Genomic DNA, 22,389 nt, shown 5'->3' with positions numbered 1-22,389 from the left:
TAGGGGTATAAAGGCCCTGTCTCTGGGCTGGCGGCCTAAATGTCAAGGAAGAGGGAAACTCCGGATTGGATCCCTTATCTGCTGTTGTTCATCGCAGCCGCAACATGTATATGGCTGGCCGCGGGGAATCGGAACCTCAAGGGACAGCTCGCCGAAGTCCGGCACGATCTGCAATATGCGAAGGTCGGCGACTGGTTGCCCGTAACCGAGCTTGCCACCTTGCAGGACAGTGAGCGCAGGATCAGGTTGGCTGCCCCCGCGAAGAATTTCCAGATCCTGTATTTCTATTCGCCGACCTGCAAATACTGCGAGGCGTCCAGCCCGCACGTGCAACGGCTCTACCGGCAGGCTCAGAACAATCCCAGGACGGAGATGGTTGCCGTGTCGGTCGCGGACGTGTCGACGACGCGGGAACATCTCGTCAAGAGCGAAAGCGAAGTGCCGACCGTGGTTTTGCCGGGAGAGCGTGAGCGGTGGGTATACAAGCTGGCCAGGGTCCCGGCGTTGTTCGTCGTGGACGATGCCGGTCGGGTCGAGTTCGCACACTATGGCTTGATATCAGACAGGGATGTCCCGTCGTATCCCACACGCTGACGCCGAAGCAGGGAAGCTGATCGGCTGCAGACAAAACCCAAGGAGACAGCCATGAAGCTCAAGACGAAATATCTGGCGTTGCTGGGGGCCGGCCTGCTGGTGGGCGCGTCCGTGTTCATGCAGGTTTCCGCAACGGGCGCCCCCAAGATGGCGCCTGGATGCGATCGCTGCGCGGGGTGCGGGATCTTTGGAGGATTCAGCGACTATCCCGGTGGCGGGTGCATCGTGTGTTGTCAGCCGCCGTTGTAGTGCTTCTGGCCCTGTCGCTGCGCGACGCGGAGCGACAGGGCTTTCCGGCGACATGCCCGGCGAGCCGTGCCACAGGCTTGCTTCGATGCTGCTATTCGCGCTGCAGACAGCAGTTGAGTCTGGCGAGTCTGGCCAACTGGCCTTCGATCGACGAATTCAGTTCAGCGCGTTCACCGGAGGGTGGTCTGCCCGGTCGCCTGTTCGATCATGTCGATGTTGGCAGCCGGGGCTCGCCGCGACCATTCAGCTTTCGAGGGTAGCGGCCACGAACGGGGGCAGGATCAAAGCGGCCTGGTGAAGTTCGGCGCTGTAGTACAGGGTATCGAACGCCTTGGCGCGAGCGTCGTCGTCGCGCAAGTCGAATCCACCGGCCTTGCGCGCCAGCGTGCAACTCCACCACCCGGTGGGATAGCACGGCTGCGGGAACGGCAGGGTCCGGAAGGCGGTGAAGCCGGCCTTGCGCATCTCGCCGCGCATCTCGTTGATGAGGTCCAGCAGGGCCAGCGGCGACTCCGACTGCTGCACCAGGATGCCGTCGTCCTTCAGCGCGCGGAAGCAGCTCTCGTAGAAGGCGCGGTTGAACAGGCCCTCGGCCGGGCCCACCGGGTCGGTGGAGTCGACGATCACGATGTCGAGACTGCCGGGCGCGGCGTTCCTCATGTGCGCAATGCCGTCGTCGAACAGCAGTTCGGCGCGTGGGTCGCCGTTGGACTCGCACAACTCGGGAAAATATTTCTCCGCCATGCGCGTGACCTGCTCGTCGATGTCGCACTGCACCGCCTTGTCCACGCCCGGGTGCTTGAGCACCTCGCGCAGCGTGCCGCAGTCGCCGCCGCCGATGATGACCACCTGCTTCGGATCGGGATGGGTGAACAGCGCCGGGTGCGACATCATCTCGTGGTAGAGGAAGTTGTCGCGCGTGGTCAGCATCACCGCGCCGTCGATCAGCATCAGGTTGCCCCAGTCGGTGGTCTCGAAGATCTCGATCTTCTGGAACGGCGACTGCACCTCGTCGAGCTTGCGGGTGACGCGAAAGCCGATCGCCGAGCCGGTCGGCGCGAACTGCTCGTGGATCCAGGCGGGGGCGGGCATGGCGGCATCCTGTTGGGCGCACGCCGGCATCGGCACCGGCGGCAGGGCCGCGAATTGTAGCGAAGCGGCCTGTCGCAAGAGCGGCAAGGCCCTAACATGTCGCCGGAAGCGGCCTGGCGCCGGAGGGGGACGGACATGGCATCGACGCAGGCGCACCGCGAGCTGGCGCAACGGCTGGAGGCCGAGGCGCAGCGCTCGCCGCGCGGCTATCTGCTCCGGCTGGCCTTGCTGGCGGGGCTCGGCTATGCGCTGTTGCTGGTGTTGCTGGCGATCGCGTTCGGGCTGCCGCTGCTGATGCTCGGCCATGTGATGGTCAACGGCGCGCGTCCGGGGCCGGAGCTGGCATACGCGGTGCTGCTGCCACTGCTGTTCGGCGGAGTGCTGCTGCGGGCGCTGTGGATCCGTTTCGGCGTTCCGGAAGGCTACGTGCTGGCGACGGGCGAGGCACCGTTGCTGCAGGACGAGGTCGAGCGCCTGCGCCGGGCGGCCGGTGCGCCGCCGCTGAACGGCATCGTCATCGACGGCGAACTCAACGCCGCCGCCGCCAACCTGCCGCGGGCGCTGGGCCTGCTCGGCCATCGCCACTACCTGGTGCTGGGGCTGCCGCTGATGCAGCTGCTCGACCGCGACGAGCTGGCGTCGGTGATCGCCCACGAGTTCGGTCATTTCGGCGCCGGCCATGGCCGCTTCACCGGCTGGATCTACCGCGTGCGCATGAGCTGGCACCGGGTGCTGGAAGGACTGGCGAACAGCGGCTTCCTGTTCAGCCGCCTGCTGCTGGCGTTCTATGCGTGGTACGTGCCGTACTTCAACGCCTACAGCTTCGTGCTCGCACGGCGCAACGAGTACCAGGCCGATGCGGTCGCGGCCGCCACCGTCGGCGGCGAGGCGGCCGCCAGCGCGTTGATCCGGCTCGAGCTCGGCGCGCGGCGTGCGCATGCCCGGTTCTGGCCGCAGTTGTTCGACCGTGCCCGCGCGCAGGGCCATCCGCCGGCGCAGCTCCATGCGCAGCTCGCACGCGTGCTGCAGGACGAGGCGCCGGTCGACCTCGACCGGTTGCTGGCGATCGCGCGCCGCGATGCGGATCCGGACGACACCCATCCCACCCTGCCGCGGCGCATCGCCGCGATGCAGGCCGAACCGCGCCTGCGCGAACGCGGCGCGCCGGCCGCCCCCGTGCTGCTCGGCCCGGCGCTGCTGGCGGAGATCGAGCGCGGCCTGGACGAGCACTGGCGCGACCGGATCCGCCCGCACTGGCGCGAGCGTCATGCGGCCGCGGCGTCGGATCGCGCCCGTCTGGCCGTCGTCGAAGGCCTGGGTGAACCGTCGCCGCAACAGCGGCTCGAGCATGCGCAGCTGGTGGAATCGCTGCGTATCGATTTCGATGCCGCGCCGCTGTACGAACGCGCGATCGCGGCCCTGCCCGACAGCGCCATGGCGCACTACCGCGCCGGCCTGCTGGCGCTGCGCCGCGGTGATGCGGCAGTGGGCGCCGCCGCGCTGCGGCGCGCCATGACGCTCGATCCCGGCGCCGTCCGGACGGCGCTGGCGGACCTGGAGACGCTCGACCGCGATCCCGATCTGGCGCCAGCCAGCGCCGAAGCGGTGCGTATCCTGCGCGAAGCCTTCGCGCCGGCTGCGCATGAGCTGGATGCGCGCGATGCCGCGGACGTAGGGGACGAGCTGCTGCCGCACGACCTCGACGCCGCGGCCCTGCAGTCGCTGGTCGGGGCGCTCGCGGTGGATCCGCGCATCGCCCGGGCCTGGCTGGCGCGCAAGCGCATGCCGATGGCGGAGGCGCCGCAGCATTACGTCCTGTTGCTGGACTGGCGCGGGTCGGTCGCCAGCGAGACCGCCGGGCTCAAGCGAGTCGCCGAAGCGCTCGAGTTGCCCGGCAGCTTCACCGTCTTCACCGGCAGCGGACAGCGCCCGCTGGCAGGCCGGGTCAAGCGGCTGTGCGCCGAGCCGGTCTATCGCAAGCGCTCGGGATAAACGGGGCGCCGGCAGCGCGACGCTAGAATGGGCGCCCCCTGTGCCGCCCGGATGCACGCCGATGACCGCCTGGTCGCCCGACCACGCCCGCAAGACCTATTCGATCCCGCACTGGGCCGAAGGCTACTTCGACGTCGACGCCGGCCGCGTGGTCGTGCGCCCGGCCGGCGCCGACAGCCCGGCGCTGGCCCTGCCGGCGGTTGTCGATGCGGCGCTCGCGGCCGGCGCCCAGCTGCCGCTGCTGGTGCGGTTTCCGGAGATCCTCGGCGACCGGCTGCGCGCGCTGCAGGCCGCGTTCGCGCAGGCGCAGGCCGAATGGGACTACGCCGGCGGCTACACCGCGGTCTACCCGATCAAGGTCAACCAGCACCAGGGCGTCGCCGGCACGCTGGCCTCGCACGCCGGAGACGGCTTCGGCCTCGAGGCCGGCAGCAAGCCGGAACTGATGGCGGTGCTGGCGCTCAGCCGCCCTGGCGGGGTGATCGTCTGCAACGGCTACAAGGACCGCGAGTACATCCGCCTGGCGCTGATCGGCCGCAGGCTCGGCCTGCAGACTTTCATCGTCATCGAGAAGCCGTCCGAACTGGCGCTGGTGATGGAAGAGGCGGCGGCGCTCGGCGTGGCGCCGGTGCTCGGCGTGCGCATGCGGCTGGCCTCGCTCGGCGCCGGCAAGTGGCAGAACAGCGGCGGCGACAAGGCCAAGTTCGGGCTCTCGCCGCGGCAGTTGCTGGACCTGTGGAAGTCGCTGCGCGATTCCGGCATGGCCGGCGCGCTGCAGCTGCTGCATTTCCACATGGGCTCGCAGATCTCCAACGTGCGCGACATCGCCAGCGGCATGCGCGAGGCGACGCGCTACTTCGTCGAGCTGTCGAAGCTGGGTGCGGCCATCAGCCACGTCGACGTCGGCGGCGGCCTCGGCATCGACTACGAGGGTACCCGCTCGCGCAGCTACAACTCGGTCAACTACGGCATGCAGCAGTACGCCGGCAGCATCGTGCAGCCGCTGGCCGACGCCTGCGCCGAGCACGGGCTGGCGCCGCCGCGCATCATCACCGAATGCGGCCGCGCGATGACCGCCCACCACGCGGTGCTGGTGGCGAACGTGTCGGAAGTCGAGGCCGCGCCGGAGGGCCGGGTGCCGGACCTGCACGACGACGAGCCGGCGGTGATCCGGCACCTGCGCGAGATCCACGACGAACTGACCTCGCGGCCGGCGGTGGAACTGTTCCACGAGGCCCAGCATCACCATGCCGAAGGCCTGGCGCTGTATGCGCTCGGCCAGATCGACCTGGTGCACCGCGCCCGCATCGACGACCTGTTCTACGCCATCGCGCACGCGGTCAGGGCGCGGCTGACCTACGACGAGAAGAGCCACCGGCCGCTGCTGGACGAACTCAACGAGCGCCTGGTCGACAAGTACTTCGTCAACTTCAGCGTGTTCGAATCGATGCCCGACGTGTGGGCGATCGACCAGGTGTTCCCGATCCTGCCGATCGACCGGCTCGACGAGGCGCCGACCCGCCGCGGCGTGATCGCCGACCTGACCTGCGACTCGGACGGCAAGATCGACACCTACGTCGAGAACGAGGACCTGGACAGCTCGCTGCCGCTGCACCCGCTCAGGGCCGGCGAGTCCTACCGGCTCGGCTTCTTCCTGGTCGGTGCCTACCAGGAGATCCTCGGCGACATCCACAACCTGTTCGGCGACACCGACGCGATCGAGGTGCGCAGCGACGGCGACGGCTTCGCCATCCAGCAGCAGCGCCGCGGCGACACCACCGACGTCATGCTCGACTATGTCGGCTACCGCATCGACGACCTGCGCCGCGCCTACGACGACAAGATCGCGGCTGCGGCAGGCCTGCCGCAAGACGAGGCCGCGCGCCTGCGTGCGGCGCTGGAAGCCGGTCTGACCGGCTACACCTATCTGGCCGATACGCCGGCTGTGTAGGCGGTTGTGGCGGTATCGGCCGGGCAGGGCCCCAGTCCGGGCCGGGCCTGAAGCCGAATCCGATCATCCAGGCGAAGCCGAGCCCGCCCGAGTGATCGCGGATACGGGATCCGGACGCCCCCGGTAAGGTCGAGACTCCATGTGGGAGCGACGGCAGTCGCGACATCGATGTCCGGATCGCAGGCGCCTGCCGCAGGGGCCGGACCGAGGGCGTCGCGACTGCCGTCGCTCCCACGGAAGGTCGTTCGCGCCGGAACATGCACCCTGAAACGACGGCCGTCGCTCCCACAGGTTCGATGCGCCCGGTTCGGCGCGTGCTGCCGCGCGGGCGCCGGCGCGCATGGCGCGCACCGGCGGTCAGGCGTCGCGGTGGATCTGGAATCCCGCGAACGACTGGCTGACCGGCATCACCTCCAGCCGGTTGATATTGAGGTGCGGCGGTAGGTTGGCGACCCACCACAGCGTCTCGGCGATGTCTCCGGCGGTGATCGGCTGCGTGCCGGCGTAGAGCGCATCCGATGCGGTCTCGTTGCCGCCGGTGCGCACCAGGGTGAACTCGGTTTCGGCCAGGCCCGGCTCGATCGAGGTCACGCGCACGCCGGTGCCGTGCAGGTCCGAGCGCAGGCCGAGCGAGAACTGGGTGACGAAGGCCTTGGTGCCGCCGTAGGCGTTGCCGCCGGGATAGGGATAGCTGCCGGCGATCGAGCTGACGTTGAGGATCGCGCCGCGGCGCGCGATCAGCGTCGGCAGCAGCGCGTGGGTCAGGGTGACCAGCGCGGTGACGTTGGTGTCGATCATCTGCCGCCATTGCGCCAGGTCGGCCTGCTGCGCCGGCGCGGTGCCGAGGGCGAGGCCGGCGTTGTTGACCAGCACGTCGATGTCGCGGAATCCGGCCGGGAGCGCGTCGAGCGCGCGCTGCATCGCTTCCTGGTCGCGAATGTCGAAGGCCGCGGCATGGATCGCGTCGCCGTGCGCCTCCGTCAATGCCTGCAGGCGCGCGGCGCGGCGGCCGCAGGCGATCACGCGCCAACCCCCGCGCACGAAACGTTCGACGCTGGCGCGGCCGAACCCGGAGGTTGCGCCGGTGATCAGTACGGTCTTGTCCATGTCGTGATTGTAGAACGCGCCGTTGGCGGAGGTCGCCTCCAGCCTGCTTGCCGGTGACGTCGTCCTGCGCGCGGACGCCTGCGTGAAGCCAGCCGCGCGCGGCTAGGATGTGCGCGGTGTCGACGTGGCCCGCTTCGCCGTCTTCCTGGCGGTCTTCTTCCCGGGAGCGGAGGTGTCCGCGGCAGGCTTCCCGGCCGCCTTGTCGCGGTCCTCGGCCGGAACCGGCTTGCGCCCGCGCCCGGTCGCGTTCTTGCCGCGCGTTCTGGCCCGGGTGGCGCGATGCTGTTTCAGCATCGCCTCGGCCAGCACCACGTCCTCGCTGAGGATGCCGGCGGCCTTGGCGATGCCGATGCGCGCCTCGGTGCGGCTTTCGTTGGGATTGGCCTGCAGCAGCTCGCGGATGGCTTCGCGGATCGCCGCCTCGGCGTTGCGCTTGAGGGTGATGTCGTCGGCCTGGCGGAACAGCGCCAGCAGGGCGTCGACGACGGGCTTGATCAGGATGGCTTCGATCGGCATGTGGGCTTCTCCCCGGGTGCCACACTCTGCGGCGGCCGCCTCTCAGCCGTCGCGACCGCGCCGGACCGCGATCACGGTTCGGGTGGCACGCGCCGATAGGCGCCGTCGAGGGCGTCGCCGCAGCCGCTGGCCGCGGACACGGCGAGCAGGTCGGGCGCGAAGCTCATGCGCAGGCGGCAGTCGCCGGCGCTGAAGTCCGCGGCGCCGACCTGCTCGGTGAATTCGCCTTCGATCGCGCCGTCCGGCGCGTCGGATCCGTCGAGCACCCGCAGCAGATAGCGGCGCTGGCCGCGGCGTTCGATCCGTAGCACGGGGGCGCCGGCCACAGGGCCGGCGCGCGTGACCTGGCGGTACTCGCCGGGCAGCAGCAGTGGCGGCTCGCTGCTGGCGATGCGGATGCCGAGCGCGTCGATCTGCGTGCGGTAGCTGGTCTCCAGGCAACGCGCGGTGGTGCAGGCATCGCGCTTGTCGCGCGTCCAGTCGCGTTGTTCGGCGGTGAAGGCGGCGGTGTCGTCGCTGCGCAGCAGCGCGTCCTCCCGCCGCTGCCGCAGCCGGGCGTCGAGCGCCCGCAGCGCGGGCGTGCGGCAGACCGTGCGTTCGGCCCAGGAGCCGGGCTCGTCGCAGTTCAGGGCGTCGTCGGCCGCGGCCGCGCCGGCACCGGACAACAGGCCGGCGGACAGGAGGACATGGACGAGGTGGTGAATCATGGTTGCGCTCCTTCGCATCGGTCGTGGCTACTGCACCTTGATCGCCATCGCCGGCAGGCCGCCGTCGCCCAGCTTGCGCTTGGCCGCGGCCAGTTCGGAGGCGGTGCCGTACGGACCCATGCGCACGCGGTACATGGTCTTGCCGCCGATCTCGGCCGACTCCACCCGCGCGCTGAGGCCGAGCAGCGCGATGCGCGCCTTCAGTGCCTCGGCGTCGCCGGAGGCGCTGAAGGCACCGGCCTGCAGCAGGTAGCGCGCCGCGGTGTCGGTGCCGATCGCCGCCGCGGTCGGTGCGGGGGCGGTGCTGGGCGTGACGGTCGCCGCCGTGGAAGCGGCCGGCGCCGTGGCGGAACCGGCCGACTCGGCGGCGTCCGCATCGCGTTGTGCCTGTGCGCGCTGCCGGCGCTCGGCCTCGGCGCGTGCGCTGGCGGCCAGCTCGGCATCGGTCATCGGCACTTCCTGGCCGGGCAGCAGGGTATAGAAGTCGTAGTCGGCGCCAACTTCCTGGGGCGTCGTGGTTTCGGTCCCGCCCTGTGGCGCGGACGGGGCGGACGGCGGCGGCACGCTGTCCTCGCCGTCGTCGCTGGCCGGGGCAGGCCGCGCGTCGGGATTCGGGCGCGGGCGGTAGAAGCCGTCCTCGCCGTCGGACTTGAGCAGCCTGGGCGCCGCCAGGATCACGCCGATGGTCAGCACGATGCCCAGCACCATCCACGCCCAGCCGGGAAGGCCGCCGTTGCCGCCGCTGTTGCGACGCGCCTGTGATTTGCCGCGTTTGACTGCCACTAGAACCTGCCCCGATCGATTGCGAAGGTCGCGCCGGGCATCGTCGGTGCGCAACGCGGGAAAGCACGGACGAGTGTATGCCGATCCATCGCCGCGAGGCGATGGGGCCCGCATGGCTGAACGGGACGGGCGCTCACATCTTCTCCGGGGCGGCGACGCCGAGCAGGTCGAGGCCGTTGGCCAGCACCTGGCGGGTGGCCAGCGCCAGCGCCAGGCGCGCATCACGCACGTCGGCGTCGTCGACCAGGAACTGGTGGTCGTTGTAGTAGCTCTGGAATATCTGCGCCAGCTCCAGCAGGTGCGCGGCGATCAGGTGCGGTTCCAGCTGGTGGCCGGCTGCCTGCACGGTCTCCGGCCAGCGCGACAGCGCCGTCAGCAGTTCGCGGGTGGCGGGATTGTCGACGTCCTGCGGCTGCGCCAGGCCGTTGTCGAGGTCGAACGGCAGGTCGCGCTCGTGCAGCTGCCGCAGCAATCCGCAGATGCGCGCGTGCGAGAGCTGCACGTAGTAGACCGGATTGTCGAGCGACTGCGAGCGCGCGAGGTCGATGTCGAACACCAGCTGCGAGTCCGGCTTGCGCGCGACCAGGAACCAGCGCACCGCATCACGGCCGACTTCGTCGGTCAGGTCACGCAGGGTGACGTAGCTGCCGGCGCGCTTGGAGATCTTCACCTCTTCGCCGCCGCGCATCACCGTGACCATCTGGTGCAGCACGTACTCCGGATAGCCCGCCGGGATGCCGGCGTCGAGCGCCTGCAGGCCGGCCTTCACCCGCGCCAGCGAGCCGTGGTGGTCGGCGCCCAGCCCGGTGATCGCGCGCTCGTAGCCGCGCTGCCATTTCGACAGGTGATAGGCGACGTCCGGAACGAAGTAGGTGTAGCTGCCGTCGGACTTGCGCATCACCCGGTCCTTGTCGTCGCCGAAGTCGGTGGTGCGCAGCCACAGCGCGCCGCCGTCCTCGTAGGTATGGCCGGCATCGACCAGCCGCCGCACCGTGTCCTCGACCTTGCCGTCGGTGTACAGCGACGACTCCAGGAAATACACATCGAACGCCACCCCGAACGCGGCCAGGTCGCCGTCCTGCTCGCGCCGCAGCCAGGCCACGGCGAAGCGGCGGATGGCATCGAAATCGTCGATGTCGCCGGCGGCGGTTTCGGTACGGTCGTCGACCTCGACCGAGGCGCCGTCGAGGTATGCGCGCGCCACTTCGCGGATGTAGTCGCCGCGGTAGCCGTCCTCGGGCCAGCCGGCGTCGTCCGGCGTCAGCCCGCGCGCGCGCGCCTGCACCGAGCGGGCCAGGTTTTCGATCTGTGCGCCGGCGTCGTTGTAATAGAACTCGCGCACGACGTCCCAGCCGTTGGCCGCCAGCACGCGCGCGATGCAGTCGCCGATGGCCGCGGCGCGGCCGTGGCCGACGTGCAGCGGGCCGGTGGGATTGGCCGACACGTACTCGACGCCGGCGCGGTGGCCGCGGCCGCTGTCGTTGCGGCCGAAGTCCGCGCCGCGTGCGTGCACCTCGCGCAGTTGTTGCTGCCAGGCCTCCGGCGACAGCCGGAAATTGATGAAGCCGGGCCCGGCGATCTCGATCGACGCGATCATCCCGCTGCCGTCCAGCACCTCGACCAGCGCCTGCGCCAGCGCGCGCGGATTGCTGCGCGCGTGCTTCGCCAGCAGCAGGGCCGCGTTGGTGGAGAAATCGCCGTGGTTGCGGTCCTTGGGCCGCTCGACCACGAAGTCGGGTGTGGCGGCCTGCCCCGGATCCGATCCGGAGTCCGGCGGCAGCGTGCCGTGTTGGCGCAACGAGGCGATGCCCTGTTCGATCAGGGCGCGGAGCTGGGATTTCACGGAGTAACGACGGTCTTGCGATGGCCGGCCATTGTAGCGCGCCGCGCCAGGCAGACCCATCCGTTGCGGTGAAACCAACACCGTCGCCGCGCCAAGCAGCCCCGTCCGTACGCGGTGCAACCATCACCGTCGCCACGGGCGGTGCAAACGACTAGCCGCACCAAGCAGCCCCATCCGTCGCGATGAACCCAAGACCGCGCCAAGCAGGCCTATCCGGCGCGGTGAACCACCACCGTCGCCACGGGCGGTGCAAATGACTAGCCGCGCCAGGCAGCCTCGTTCCATCGCGGTGAACCAGTACCCGCCGCCACCCACAGCCCACCAGCCCCTACACCCACCCCCGCGCCGCCAGCGACACCGGCGCGCCGTCGCCGACCACCAGGTGGTCGAGCAGGCGCACGTCGACCAGGGCCAGCGCCCGCTTGAGCTGGACGGTCACCGCGCGGTCGGCGGCGCTGGGTTCGCTGCAGCCGCTGGGATGGTTGTGGCCGACGATCAGCGCCGCGGCGTTGTGCGCCAGCGCGCGACGCACCACCTCGCGCGGATGCACCTCGGCGCCGTCGACCGTGCCGCGGAACAGTTCTTCGAACGCCAGCGCGCGGTGCCGGGTGTCGAGGAACAGGGCCGCGAACACTTCGTGCGCATGGCCGCGCAGGCGCTGGGCGAAGTAGCGCCCGGCCGCCTGCGGATCGGTCAGCGCCTCGCCGCGTTCCAGGCCGGCCGCCAGGTAGCGGCCGCACAGCTCCAGGGCCGCCACCAGCCGCGAGGTGCGGGCGGGGCCGAGGCCCGGCAGTTCCGCCAGTTCGGCGGGGCCGCGTTCGAGCAGCGCGCGCAGCGGTCCGTGCGCGTTCAGCAGGTCGCGCGCGGTGGCGACGGCATCGCGCCCGCGCAGCCCGGAACCGAGAAAGATCGCCAGCAGTTCGGCGTCGGACAGCACCGCCGCGCCGCGCGCGAGCAGCTTCTCGCGGGGGCGCTCGCTGCTGGGCCAGTCGCGGATGTGCATGGACGGGGTTCCGGGCGGGTGACAAAGGACGTTGGCGGTCGGATGGCCAGCACGACAGGGGATGTGCCGTGGGGCCGGGCCCGGGAGCCGTGCCGGCCGCCAACGTCGGTCTTCATTAGGCCCTGGTGGTCGCGGCCGTGCAGCCGGGGGACGCCGCGGCATCGGGTAAGCTGTGGGCCCGGCTCCGTGTAGGACTTTTCCGACCCCGATGACCGTCGATTCTGCCCGCCTGCGGGGACAACACGTGCTGCTCTGCGTGTGCGGCGGCATCGCCGCGTACAAGGCCGCCGAACTGGTCCGGCGCCTGCGCGATGCCGGCGCCGAGGTGCGCGTGGCGATGACCGCGAACGCGCAGCAGTTCGTCGGCACCGCCACGTTCCAGGCGGTCTCGGGCGAGCCGGTCCGCACCTCGCTGTGGGACCCGGCCGCCGAGGCGGCGATGGGGCACCTGGAACTGGCCGCCTGGGCAGATCGGGTGATCGTGGCGCCGGCCACCGCCGACGTCATCGCCAAGCTGGCGCACGGCTTCGCCGACGACCTGGTGACCACGTTGTGCCTGGCCACCGAGGCGGCGATCGCGATCGCGCCGGCGATGAACCATCGCATGTGGCGGCATCCGGCCACCCAGGCCAACGTCGATATCTTGCGCGGCCGCGGCGTGCAGGTGATCGGCCCCGACGACGGCCCGCTGGCCGAGGGCGAATCCGGTCCGGGGCGGCTGCGCGAGCCCGACGCGATCGTCGCCGAACTGGCCGGATGAGCGCGATGCTCGAGGGAAAGCGCGTCGTCGTCAGCGCCGGTCCGACCTACGAGGACATCGACCCGGTGCGCTTCATCGGCAACCGCAGCAGCGGCAAGATGGGCTTCGCGCTCGCCGCCGCCGCCGCCGCGCGCGGCGCCGAGGTGGTGCTGGTCGCCGGGCCGGTGCAGCTGCCGGCACCGGCCGGCGTGCAACGGATCGACGTGCGCTCCGCGGCGCAGATGCGCGCGGCGGTGCTGGCGGCGCTGCCGGCCGACCTCTACATCGGCGCCGCCGCAGTGGCCGACTACGCGCCGCGCAATATCGCCGCGAACAAGATGAAGAAGACCGGCGCCACGCTCACCCTGGAGCTGGTGCGCACCCCCGACATCCTGGCCGAGGTGGCGGCCCATCCGCAGCGGCCGGCGCTGGTGGTCGGCTTCGCCGCGGAGACCGACGACGTCGAGCGCTACGCGCGCGGCAAGCTGGAGAAGAAAAAGCTCGACCTGATCGCCGCCAACCGCGTCGGCGTGGAGGGCAGCGGTTTCGAGTGCGACGACAATGCGCTGTCGGTGTACTGGCAGGGCGGCGCGCGCGAACTCGGCCCGTTGCCGAAGACGCAGCTGGCCGATGCCCTGCTCGATCTCGTCATCGCCCGCCTGCAGGCCGCGCGCACACCCGGATAACCGGTCCGCGCCCGTGCCCGCAACCGGGATGCCGGTCACAAGCCAAACGTCACCTTCGGAATCCGCATGCAGCACACGCTCCAGGTCAAACGACTCGATTCCCGCTACGGCAGCGACTGGCCGCTGCCGGCCTACGCCACCGAGGCCAGTGCCGGCCTCGACCTGCGCGCGGCGCTCGACGCGCCGTTGACGCTGCAACCGGGCGACGCGGTGCTGATTCCGTCCGGGCTGGCCATCCACCTCGCCGATCCCGCCTTGTGCGCGGTGGTGCTGCCGCGCTCCGGGCTCGGCCACAAGCACGGCATCGTGCTCGGCAACGGCACCGGGTTGATCGACGCCGACTACCAGGGGCCGCTGATGATCAGCGCCTGGAACCGTGGCCGCGATCCGTACCGGATCGAACCCGGTGACCGAATTGCGCAGCTGGTCATCCTTCCGGTCGTGCGCGCCGCCCTGCAACTGGTGGATACTTTTGTCGACAGCACGCGCGGCGCCGGCGGCTTCGGCCATACCGGCATGCGCTGACGAGGACGAAGCGATGAGCGAAACGCAACCGCACGCCGTGCGGCAACTGCTGGTGCAATTGCGCCCCTACCTGCCGATCGCCGCGGTGCTGCTGGCCGGAGTGGCGCTGTGGCTGGCCTGGAGCGGCTGGCAGCAGATCCGGGGCGAGGGCAACCGCGCCGCCCTGCAGCAGACCCGCGACACCACGGTCGAGGCGACCGCACGGGTGCTGGCCGGCGAACTGGACCGGTTGGCCGAACGGCTCGATTCGGCGCCGGTGCAGCAGGCGCTCGAAGCCGGCGATCTGGAGACCGCGGCGGCGACGCTGTCCGCGGACTGGCCCGGCCTCGAGGAGGCGGCGATCTACCTGCCGGACCTGCAGAGCATCTACGACGGCCTGGGCGAGGGCGGCTTCGGCCGTGCCGCGGCGCTGGAAGGCGCGCTGGTCGAGGATCGTCCGGTGAGCTGGGTGATCCGCGAGGACGACGGCCCGCGCGTGGCGCTGGCGGGCCCGGCGCGCAGCGGCGAGCGGCTGGTCGGCGTGGCCTTCGTGCGCCTGCCGCTGGCGCGCGCCACCCTGGCCACCGAGCACGCCCATCTCGACGAGGACGCGATGTACCTGGCGCTGCGCCAGGGCAGCGTGACCCTGCTCGAACGCGGCAACCAGGACTACGTGCCGGCGGCCGAGCGCATGGCGACCGCGGTGCCGGGCACCGGGCTGCGCGTGGTGGCGGCATCGCCGCAGATGGCGGGGATGCCGTTCGGGCTGAGCGGCCTGCCGGCATTCGCGGTCGCGGTCGCGCTGCTGCTGCTGGCGTTCTTCGTCTGGCGCGTGCTGCCGCGGCTGGGCCGCGAGGCGGTCGACGACGCCGAGGATGCGCCGACGCTGTTGCAGGCGGTCGCCGAAACGCCGAATCAGACACCCCCCGAATCCCCCATCGAGGTCCATGATATGCCCAAGACCGTTCCCGTCCGCATCGACAGCGGCATCTTTCGCGCGTACGACATCCGCGGCGTGGTCGGGCAGACGCTCGACGCCGGCGTGGCCGAACTGGTCGGCCAGGCGATCGGCTCGCTGATGCGCGAACAGGACCTGGCCGACATCGTGGTCGGCCGCGACGGGCGGCTGTCCGGTCCGGACCTGGTCACCGGCCTGGTGGCCGGCCTGCGCAAGGCCGGCCGCAACGTCATCGACATCGGCATGGCGCCGACACCGGTGATCTACTTCGGCGCCTTTCACCTGCGCACCGGCTGCTGCATCTCGGTCACCGGCAGCCACAATCCGCCGGACTACAACGGCTTCAAGATCGTGGTCGGCGGCGAGACGCTGTCCGGCGACGCCATCACCGACCTTTACGCCCGCATCGCCGAGGACAGGCTGCACACGGCCACCGCGCCCGGCGGCCTGTCCGAGTGCGACATCGCCGAGGACTACGTCGACCGCATCGCCAGCGACGTGCAGGTCGGCCAGCGCCTGAAGGTCGTCGTCGATGCCGGCAACGGCGTCGCCGGCGAGATCGGCCCGCGCGTGCTGGAGGCGATCGGCGCCGAGGTGGTGCCGCTGTACTGCGAGATCGACGGCACCTTCCCAAACCACCATCCGGACCCCAGCGATCCGCACAATCTCGAGGACCTGGTGCGCATGGTGCAGCGCCTGGACGCCGACCTCGGCATCGCCTTCGACGGCGACGGCGACCGCCTCGGCGTGGTCACCCGCGAGGGCGAGAACATCTATCCCGACCGCCTGCTGATGCTGTTCGCGGCCGACGTGCTCGAGCGCAACCCCGGCGCGGTGATCGTCTACGACGTCAAGTGCACCGGGCACCTGCCCGGGCACATCGTGCGCCACGGCGGCAGTCCGTTGATGTGGAAGACCGGGCATTCGCTGATCAAGGCCAAGATGCGCGAGATCGGGGCGGAACTCGCCGGCGAGATGAGCGGGCACTTCTTCTTCCAGGAACGCTGGTACGGCTTCGACGACGGCATCTACGCCGCCGCGCGCCTGCTGGAGATCCTTGCCGCCCGCGACGAGACGCCGGACGCCGTGTTCAAGACGCTGCCCAACGGCGTGTCGACGCCGGAGATCAAGGTCGAGGCACCCGGCGGCGGCGACCCGCACGCCTTCGTCAAGCGCTTCCAGGACAACGCCCGCCTGGAGGGTGCGCGCCTGTCCACCATCGACGGCGTGCGCGCCGACTGGGACGACGGCTGGGGCCTGGTGCGCGCCTCCAATACCACCCCGGTGCTGGTGCTGCGTTTCGATGCCGACGACGAGGCCGCTCTCAAGCGCATCCAGCAGATGTTCCGCGAGCAGCTGCTGTCGATCGATCCGGAGCTGTCGCTGCCGTTCTGATCGGCCGACGCGGAACAGGCGGGAACGGCGAAAGCGGCGGATCCGGCTTTGGTCGTTCGCCGCGATCGCATGGTCCCGGGGGCGGAGGCCTGCCCGCGAGGCAGGTGATGCGGGACCGGCAGGCGCTCGCGGCGATACGGAATTCCCCGACATCGGCTCGCTGCATCGGCCGATAGCGATGTCCCGCGGGATGCGGGACGCTGGCGATCGGGTCGGTCTGCAGGATCGGCCGCAGAACGTCCGTCGCTCACAAGGAGGGAGCCATGGCGCTGCGTTGGTGTCTTGTCGTATTGCTGTCGTGCCTGCTCGCACCGCCGTCGGCGCCGGCGGCGCCGACGGGTGCCGCGCCGCCACGGCTGATGCTGGCATCCCGCTACGACGCCGGCATCGACGTTTCCGCCTACTGGGTCAGCGAAAAGCTCGATGGGGTGCGCGGGCGTTGGGACGGGCGTGCGCTGTGGACCCGCGGCGGACACCGGATCGACGCGCCGGACTGGTTCGTCGCCGGCTGGCCGCGTGAACCGATGGACGGCGAGCTGTGGATCGGGTGCGGGCGCTTCGAGGAAGTCAGTGGCACCGTTCGCGCGCGGGCGGCCGGGGATGCCGCCTGGCGCCGGGTGCGCTTCATGGTGTTCGACCTGCCCGGGCACGGCGGCCGGTTCGGGCAGCGGGTGCTGCGGATGCGCACGCTGCTGGGCGAGCGCGGGATCGCCTGGCTGCAGCCGGTGGCGCAGGAACGGTTCGCGGATGCCGATGCCCTGCAGGCGCACCTGCAGGCGGTGGTGGCGGCCGGCGGCGAGGGATTGATGCTGCACCACCGCGATGCCCGCTACCGGGCCGGCCGCAGCGATGCCCTGCTCAAGCTCAAGCCGTTCGAGGACGCCGAGGCGCGCGTGGTCGGTCATACCGCCGGCAAGGGCAAGTATGCCGGCATGGTCGGTGCTCTGGTGGTGGAACGCGCCGATGGGTTGCGCTTTCGTCTCGGCAGCGGCCTCAGCGACGCGCAGCGCGCGGCGCCGCCGGCGATCGGCAGCCACGTGACCTATCGCTACAACGGCCTGACCGCCAACGGTGTGCCGCGCTTCGCGCGGTTCCTGCGCGTGCGCGACGAGTTGCCGCCGCCGGATCCGGAGTAGCCGGACGGCCATGTCGCCGCGCCATGTTGCGCTCGATCCGGACCGCAGGGCCGGACTCGTCCGGCTGCACCATCGTCCAGCGCGGCTCCGTGGTCACCGCTTGCGCGGGGCAGCGGAGCAAGCTCCGCTCTACAGCGTACGGGGTAGCGCGATTTGCCGCGATGGAGGCACGGCGTAAGCGCCGAACGGCAGCGGGCCCGCCTATTGGCGGGCCCGCTGTTTCACGCTTGGTGCGAACGTAGGACCGCCTACGCGCCCGGGCCGTTCCCGCCACGGCGGGCGAGGTAGTCCTGCGCCCAGCGCCGGGTGACTTCGCCGGCCGCCTCGCGACCGCCGAGGCCGAACGCCAGTGCGATAGCCACCGCGACGGCGCCCAGCACCAGGCCGAAGGCCAGGTTGACGATGTCGTCGGCGATGCCCATCGCGCGCAGGCCCATGGCCAGCACCAGGCCGAGGATGGCGATCCGCGCGATCCGCGCCAGCCCGGCCGGCCCGGGGCGAACGTTTCCGACAGGTGCCGCAGCGGAGCGCAACCGCGGTTTCGCGCGGAGTGCTGCCTATCCGGCGTCCGCCGCCGGGCGCGGCCGCTTGAGCGCGCGGTAGCGTTCCAGCGCGTCCTCCAGGTCGGTGGCCAGATGCATGCGCTCGTCCCGCTGCTGCTCCAGGATCGTCTCCTGGCGCAGCAGGTCGGCGTGCTGTTGCCGGATGCTGTCGGCCAGCGCCTTGCGCACCGGCTTGGCCTGCAGTTCCAGTTCCGCCGCCTGCCGCAGCAGCGTGAGCAGGCTCTGGCGCAGGTTGGCCATGCCCATCTGCGAGGTCTTCACCGATTCCTCGACCAGAGTGATGCGCTCGCCGTAGGCGCGGCGCAGGTCGGCCTCGGTGGCGTAGGACTCCACCATGGCCAGATCGCGGCGGCGGCGGGCGGCCTCGGCTTCGGCCTCGGCGGCGGCCTGCCTTGTCGCCAGCCGGGCCGCGGCGCGCTCCTCTTCGCTCAATGCGCGGCCGACCTGGTCGCGGCGAAGGCCGGTCTTGGCGCTGATCTCGGTGCGCGCGCTGTCCACCGCCGAGGCGGGCAGGGCGTCGCCGCAGACCTTGCGGCCGTCCTCCTCCCAGCAGTACAGGCGCTTGTTGGCACCGTCGCGCTGCGCCTGGGCGAAGGCGGGCGCCAGCAGCACGGCCAGGCAGGCGATGTGGACGATCGTCTTCATCAATCTCCCGTCCCCCCGGTCGGTCGAATGCATGGTGGTCAGTCGCAGCCGTAGCGTGCGCGGTAGTCGCGCAACCGGCCGTGCTCGGACGACAGTGTCGCGTTTTCGGCGGCGAACGCAAGCAGATCGCCGAGGGTTGCGACCGCGATCACCGGGATACCGTGCTGCTCGGCCACCGCGCGTGCAGCGGAGCGGCGCGGCAGGGCGGACGCGTCCACGACCTCCTGGCGATCGAGCGCGATCACGATGCCCGCCGCCTGCCCGCCGCCGTCGGCGATCAGCCGCAACGCTTCGCGGATCGCGGTGCCGGCGGTGATCACGTCGTCGACCACCAGCACCCGTCGCCCGGCGAGCGGCGCGCCGATCAGGGCACCGCCTTCGCCGTGGGCCTTGGCCTCCTTGCGATTGAACGCGAGCGGCAGGTCGCGGCCGCGGCGCGCATAGGCGCAGGCCAGCGCCGTGGCCAACGGGATGCCCTTGTAGGCCGGGCCGAACAGCAGGTCGAAGTCGACCCCCGCGGTATCGACGGCCTCGGCATAACAGTCGGCCAGGCCGGCCAGCGCCGTGCCGGAATCGAAGCGCCCGGCATTGAAGAAGTACGGGCTGATGCGCCCGGACTTGAGCGTGAACTCGCCGAAGCGCAGCGCCTCGGCCGCGACGGCCAGCTGCAGGAAACGGGTACGGTGATCGGTCATGGCGGCCATTCTCCCATGCCCAGGCGCCGGACCAGCAGGTGTTGCGGGCCGCCGCCGCCGCCGGCGTGCAGTTCGCCGGTATCGACGAAACCGGCGCTGCGATAGGCGCCCAGCGCGGCGCGGTTGCCGACATGCACGTTCAGCGCGAGCAGGCGGCGTGCCGGCCGTCGCCGTTCGAGGTCCGCGCAGCAGGCCGCGACCGCAAGGGTGCCGAACCCGCGGCCCTGCACGCCGCGGTCGAGCACGAACGAGCGCAGGCTGACGGTCGCCCGGCCCAGCCATCGCCGCGCCATGATGGTCTGCGCATAGTCGAGCCGGTAGAAGCCGATCAGGTCGTCGCCGCGCAGGATCGCCATGGCGTCGCAGCGGGGCGCGGCCAGGGCGAGCTCGACGTTGCACGCCACGTCGCCGACGTAGCTCTGTTGCCCCGGCGCCAGCCGCAACCGCCGCGCGGCCCCGGCCAGCGCGGGTGCCAGCCGGGTGACGCGTACGTCGGACGGGGTTGCCATGGCCGATCATAGAGCGTGTCATGCGCTTCGAAGCGTCTTCCGCACGCCTGGGCCGTTGCGATGCGGCGTTGCGGGCCTTGCTTCGCAGCGGCCCGGGTGCGCGGACGAAGCACGCCACGGGACATGGCCCGCCCGGTACCTCGCCGGCCGCGGCGCCGAATCCGGTAGGCTTGGCGGCGGATCCCCGGACGTCATCGCATGAGAATCGTCAGCTTCAACGCCAACGGCCTGCGCTCGGCCGCCAGCAAGGGCTTCTTCGACTGTTTCGCCGCACAGGACGCCGACGTGCTGTGCGTGCAGGAGACCAAGGCGCAGGAACACCAGCTGTCCGGCGAGGTCTTCCGTCCGCGCGGCTACGAGGTCGTGTTCCGCGACGCGATCACCAAAAAGGGCTACAGCGGCGTGGCGATCTACAGCCGGCGCGTGCCCGACGAGATCCGGACCGCGCTGGGCTGGGCGCCGTTCGACGACGAGGGCCGCTACCTGGAGGCGCGCTTCGGCAACCTGAGCGTGGTGTCGTTCTATATTCCCTCCGGCTCGTCGGGCGAGTTGCGCCAGGGCTTCAAGTTCCAGGTCATGGACTGGCTCAAGCCGATCCTCGACCAGTGGCTGGCCAGCGGCCGCGACTACGTGCTGTGCGGCGACTGGAACATCGTGCGCGCCCGCAATGACATCAAGAACTGGACCGGCAACCAGAAGAACTCCGGCTGCCTGCCGCCCGAGCGCGCCTGGCTCAACGGCATGATCGCCGACGCCTGCGGCGACGGCTCGCCGCAGCCGGCGCACGGCTGGATCGACAGCTTCCGCGCGCTCAAACCCGAGGCGGTGGAATACACCTGGTGGAGCCAGCGCGGCGCGGCGCGCGCCAACAACGTGGGGTGGCGCCTCGATTACCAGCTGGTCACGCCGTCGCTGCGCGAGCGCCTGGTCGACTGCTCGATCCTGCGCGAGCCGCGCTTCTCCGACCACGCGCCGTACGCCGTGGACTATCGCGAATGAGCGAGCCCGGCAACGCCGCCACACCGGTTTCGTACAAGGGCTGGGCCGGCATCCGTCGCGCGTTCGGCACGCCTTCGGCGCTGACCCTGCTGCTGCTGGGCTTCGGCTCCGGCCTGCCGTTCCTGCTGATCGCGTCGATGACGCTGTCCACCCGCCTGCGCGACGTCGGCCTCGACCTCGGCAGCATCGGCCTGATCAGCCTGGCCAGCTTCTTCTATCTGCTGAAGTTCCTGTGGGCGCCGTTGATCGACCGTTACGTGTTTCCGCTGACGGCGTTCCTCGGGCGCCGGCGTTCGTGGTTGCTGGTATCGCAGTTGCTGGTGGCGGTGAGCCTCGGCGCGCTGGCGCTGTCGCGGCCGGAGATGGGCGTGACCACGCTGGTGCTGTGGGTGCTGGTCGGCTCGTTCGCCGGCGCCACCCAGGACTCGGTGGTCGATGCCTATCGCATCGAGGTCGCGCCGGCGGCCGCACAGGCGGCGTTGGCCGCGACCTACACCCTCGGCTACCGCTTCGGCCTGATCCTCGGCGGCGCCGGGGCGTTGTACCTGGCCGAGTTCCAGGGCTGGCAATGGGCCTACATGGCGATGGCGGCGCTGATGGCGCTGCCGATCGTCACGACACTGTTCTGCCGCGAGCCGGTGGCGCCGGAGGCGACGGTGGTGCGGCGGATCGATTTCTTCGGTGCGTTCTGGCAGCCGTTCACGAGCTTCTTCTCGCACAACGGATTGTTGCTGGGACTGGCGCTGCTGGTCTTCGTCGGCCTGTTCAAGTTCCCCGACCAGGTGATCGGGGTGATGGCCGGTCCGTTCTATCTCGATTCCGGTTACAGCAAGGCCGACATCGCCACCGTGTCCAAGCTCTACGGCATCTGGCTGGGGATCGGAGGGGCCTTCCTCGGCGGCGTGTGCGTGGCGGCGTTCGGATTCCGCAGGATGCTGTTCCTGGCGACGCTGGGGGTCGCGTTGTCGAACCTCGCCTTCCTGTTGATGGCGCAGTATCCGTCGCAGATCTGGGCCTTCTATGCCGCGATCAGCGCCGACAACCTGTTCCAGGGCTTCGCCGGGGTGGTGCTGATCGCGTTCATGTCGTCGCTGACCGACCGCAACTTCACCGCCACCCAATACGCGTTGCTGGTGTCGCTGGCCAACCTGCCGGGCAAGTTCGTCGGCGGTGTGTCGGGCTTCATCGTCGAGGCCACTTCGTACAGTGCCTTCTTCGTGTTGAGCGCCCTCACCGTGGTTCCCACCTTGCTGCTGCTCGCCTGGCTGTGGCAGCGTATCGTCGAGCCGGTCCGCGATACCGGCGCGGCCGCCGGGGAGCGGCAGGAGCAGCAGGTATGACCGATATCGTGCTCAAGGACGTCGACGAGGTGCTGGCCGACCGCATCCGCCGGGTCGCCGAGCGCCATGGCTGGGAGACGGAACGGGCGCTGCTGCACCTGCTCGAGCAGGGGCTGAACCTGTACGAGGGCGACGGTGCGATCAGCTTCGACAGCACCGAGTCCGACGCGCTGCAGGCGGCGCTGGAGGCGCTGAAGTCGGTGCCGGACGATCCGGGATACTCGCTGATCGGGCGGGCCGGGTCGCACCGCGGGGAGCCGGAAGGGGAATAACGCGGCCGCGACGCCCTGGCACTTCGTAGGAGCGCGCCATGCGCGCGATGCCGCGGGCGCTTCACCGCCCGCGGATTCCGGTCCTCCGGTCTGCCTTCCGGCTCGCGGCGG

Annotated in this window: 21 protein-coding genes and 1 pseudogene; 11 read left to right on the top strand and 11 right to left on the bottom strand. The window is 70.7% G+C overall.

Going from position 1 to position 22,389, the window contains the following annotated elements:
* Positions 1-84: 84 nt before the first annotated feature.
* A complete protein-coding gene (locus AB5T46_RS13815; RefSeq protein WP_370564586.1) occupies positions 85-594 on the top strand; it encodes a peroxiredoxin family protein in 510 nt (169 codons plus the stop codon).
* A gap of 51 nt (positions 595-645) precedes the next feature.
* Positions 646-843, top strand: a complete 198-nt coding sequence (locus AB5T46_RS13810; protein ID WP_370564585.1) for a hypothetical protein — start codon at positions 646-648, stop codon at positions 841-843.
* A gap of 243 nt (positions 844-1,086) precedes the next feature.
* Here the strand turns inward: AB5T46_RS13810 and speE are convergent, their stop codons facing one another.
* Positions 1,087-1,935: a polyamine aminopropyltransferase gene (gene speE / locus AB5T46_RS13805; protein WP_370564584.1), complete on the bottom strand. Its 849-nt coding sequence runs from the start codon at positions 1,933-1,935 to the stop codon at positions 1,087-1,089.
* Between the two features lie 135 nt (positions 1,936-2,070).
* Between speE and AB5T46_RS13800 the strand changes: the two genes are divergently transcribed.
* Positions 2,071-3,927 carry a M48 family metalloprotease gene (locus AB5T46_RS13800; RefSeq protein ID WP_370564583.1) on the top strand — a complete coding sequence of 619 codons (1,857 nt, stop codon included), beginning with the start codon at positions 2,071-2,073 and terminating at the stop codon, positions 3,925-3,927.
* Positions 3,928-3,988: 61 nt separating this feature from the next.
* Positions 3,989-5,878, top strand: a complete 1,890-nt coding sequence (gene speA, locus AB5T46_RS13795) for an arginine decarboxylase (protein ID WP_370564582.1) — start codon at positions 3,989-3,991, stop codon at positions 5,876-5,878.
* Positions 5,879-6,235: 357 nt separating this feature from the next.
* Here speA and AB5T46_RS13790 read toward each other — a convergent pair whose 3' ends face one another.
* The 6 genes from AB5T46_RS13790 to radC all read right to left on the bottom strand — a co-directional run bounded on the left by AB5T46_RS13790 (position 6,236) and on the right by radC (position 11,837).
* Positions 6,236-6,985, bottom strand: coding sequence for an SDR family NAD(P)-dependent oxidoreductase (locus AB5T46_RS13790; protein WP_370564580.1), 750 nt, complete (start codon positions 6,983-6,985; stop codon positions 6,236-6,238).
* 102 nt (positions 6,986-7,087) lie between these two features.
* Complete coding sequence (locus tag AB5T46_RS13785; RefSeq protein WP_370564579.1) at positions 7,088-7,501, bottom strand: hypothetical protein; 414 nt, start codon at positions 7,499-7,501, stop codon at positions 7,088-7,090.
* Positions 7,502-7,572: 71 nt separating this feature from the next.
* A complete protein-coding gene (locus AB5T46_RS13780) occupies positions 7,573-8,208 on the bottom strand; it encodes a lysozyme inhibitor LprI family protein (RefSeq protein ID WP_370564578.1) in 636 nt (211 codons plus the stop codon).
* A 27-nt stretch (positions 8,209-8,235) separates the two neighbouring features.
* A complete protein-coding gene (locus tag AB5T46_RS13775) occupies positions 8,236-8,991 on the bottom strand; it encodes an SPOR domain-containing protein (protein ID WP_370564577.1) in 756 nt (251 codons plus the stop codon).
* Between the two features lie 133 nt (positions 8,992-9,124).
* Positions 9,125-10,834 carry an arginine--tRNA ligase gene (gene argS / locus AB5T46_RS13770; RefSeq protein ID WP_370564575.1) on the bottom strand — a complete coding sequence of 570 codons (1,710 nt, stop codon included), beginning with the start codon at positions 10,832-10,834 and terminating at the stop codon, positions 9,125-9,127.
* Between the two features lie 328 nt (positions 10,835-11,162).
* Entirely contained in the window at positions 11,163-11,837 is a 675-nt protein-coding gene (radC, locus tag AB5T46_RS13765) for a RadC family protein (protein ID WP_370564574.1), read from the bottom strand.
* Between the two features lie 208 nt (positions 11,838-12,045).
* Between radC and coaBC the strand changes: the two are divergent.
* The 4 genes and pseudogenes from coaBC to AB5T46_RS13745 all read left to right on the top strand — a co-directional run bounded on the left by coaBC (position 12,046) and on the right by AB5T46_RS13745 (position 17,255).
* Positions 12,046-13,262, top strand: a pseudogene (coaBC, locus tag AB5T46_RS13760) (bifunctional phosphopantothenoylcysteine decarboxylase/phosphopantothenate--cysteine ligase CoaBC).
* A gap of 66 nt (positions 13,263-13,328) precedes the next feature.
* Positions 13,329-13,787, top strand: a complete 459-nt coding sequence (gene dut / locus AB5T46_RS13755) for a dUTP diphosphatase (protein WP_370564573.1) — start codon at positions 13,329-13,331, stop codon at positions 13,785-13,787.
* 13 nt (positions 13,788-13,800) lie between these two features.
* Positions 13,801-16,119: a phosphomannomutase/phosphoglucomutase gene (locus AB5T46_RS13750; RefSeq protein ID WP_370564572.1), complete on the top strand. Its 2,319-nt coding sequence runs from the start codon at positions 13,801-13,803 to the stop codon at positions 16,117-16,119.
* A 263-nt stretch (positions 16,120-16,382) separates the two neighbouring features.
* Entirely contained in the window at positions 16,383-17,255 is an 873-nt protein-coding gene (locus AB5T46_RS13745; protein ID WP_370564571.1) for a DNA ligase, read from the top strand.
* A 248-nt stretch (positions 17,256-17,503) separates the two neighbouring features.
* Here the strand turns inward: AB5T46_RS13745 and AB5T46_RS13740 are convergent, their stop codons facing one another.
* From AB5T46_RS13740 to AB5T46_RS13725, 4 genes are read right to left on the bottom strand one after another with little or no spacing between them, the layout of a single operon-like run.
* Positions 17,504-17,788 (bottom strand): hypothetical protein, encoded by a 285-nt coding sequence (locus AB5T46_RS13740; RefSeq protein WP_370564570.1) that lies wholly within the window; start codon positions 17,786-17,788, stop codon positions 17,504-17,506.
* 24 nt (positions 17,789-17,812) lie between these two features.
* A complete protein-coding gene (locus AB5T46_RS13735; RefSeq protein ID WP_370564569.1) occupies positions 17,813-18,463 on the bottom strand; it encodes a hypothetical protein in 651 nt (216 codons plus the stop codon).
* A 38-nt stretch (positions 18,464-18,501) separates the two neighbouring features.
* Positions 18,502-19,158 carry an orotate phosphoribosyltransferase gene (gene pyrE / locus AB5T46_RS13730; protein WP_370564568.1) on the bottom strand — a complete coding sequence of 219 codons (657 nt, stop codon included), beginning with the start codon at positions 19,156-19,158 and terminating at the stop codon, positions 18,502-18,504.
* A complete protein-coding gene (locus tag AB5T46_RS13725) occupies positions 19,155-19,667 on the bottom strand; it encodes a GNAT family N-acetyltransferase (protein ID WP_370564567.1) in 513 nt (170 codons plus the stop codon). The genes pyrE and AB5T46_RS13725 overlap by 4 nt, the downstream gene beginning before the upstream one ends.
* Before the next feature lie 198 nt (positions 19,668-19,865).
* Between AB5T46_RS13725 and AB5T46_RS13720 the strand changes: the two genes are divergently transcribed.
* The 3 genes from AB5T46_RS13720 to AB5T46_RS13710 are packed head-to-tail and all read left to right on the top strand — an operon-like array spanning position 19,866 to position 22,278.
* Positions 19,866-20,666 carry an exodeoxyribonuclease III gene (locus AB5T46_RS13720; RefSeq protein ID WP_370564566.1) on the top strand — a complete coding sequence of 267 codons (801 nt, stop codon included), beginning with the start codon at positions 19,866-19,868 and terminating at the stop codon, positions 20,664-20,666.
* Positions 20,663-22,006: an AmpG family muropeptide MFS transporter gene (locus tag AB5T46_RS13715; RefSeq protein WP_370564565.1), complete on the top strand. Its 1,344-nt coding sequence runs from the start codon at positions 20,663-20,665 to the stop codon at positions 22,004-22,006. Before AB5T46_RS13720 ends, AB5T46_RS13715 begins: the two co-directional genes overlap by 4 nt.
* Complete coding sequence (locus AB5T46_RS13710) at positions 22,003-22,278, top strand: hypothetical protein (protein ID WP_370564564.1); 276 nt, start codon at positions 22,003-22,005, stop codon at positions 22,276-22,278. The genes AB5T46_RS13715 and AB5T46_RS13710 overlap by 4 nt, the downstream gene beginning before the upstream one ends.
* Positions 22,279-22,389 lie beyond the last annotated feature (111 nt).

The sequence above is a fragment of the Luteimonas salinilitoris genome (assembly GCF_041300785.1).
Taxonomy (GTDB): Bacteria; Pseudomonadota; Gammaproteobacteria; order Xanthomonadales; family Xanthomonadaceae; genus Luteimonas; species Luteimonas salinilitoris.
This window is presented reverse-complemented; position numbering and strand designations above follow the sequence as displayed.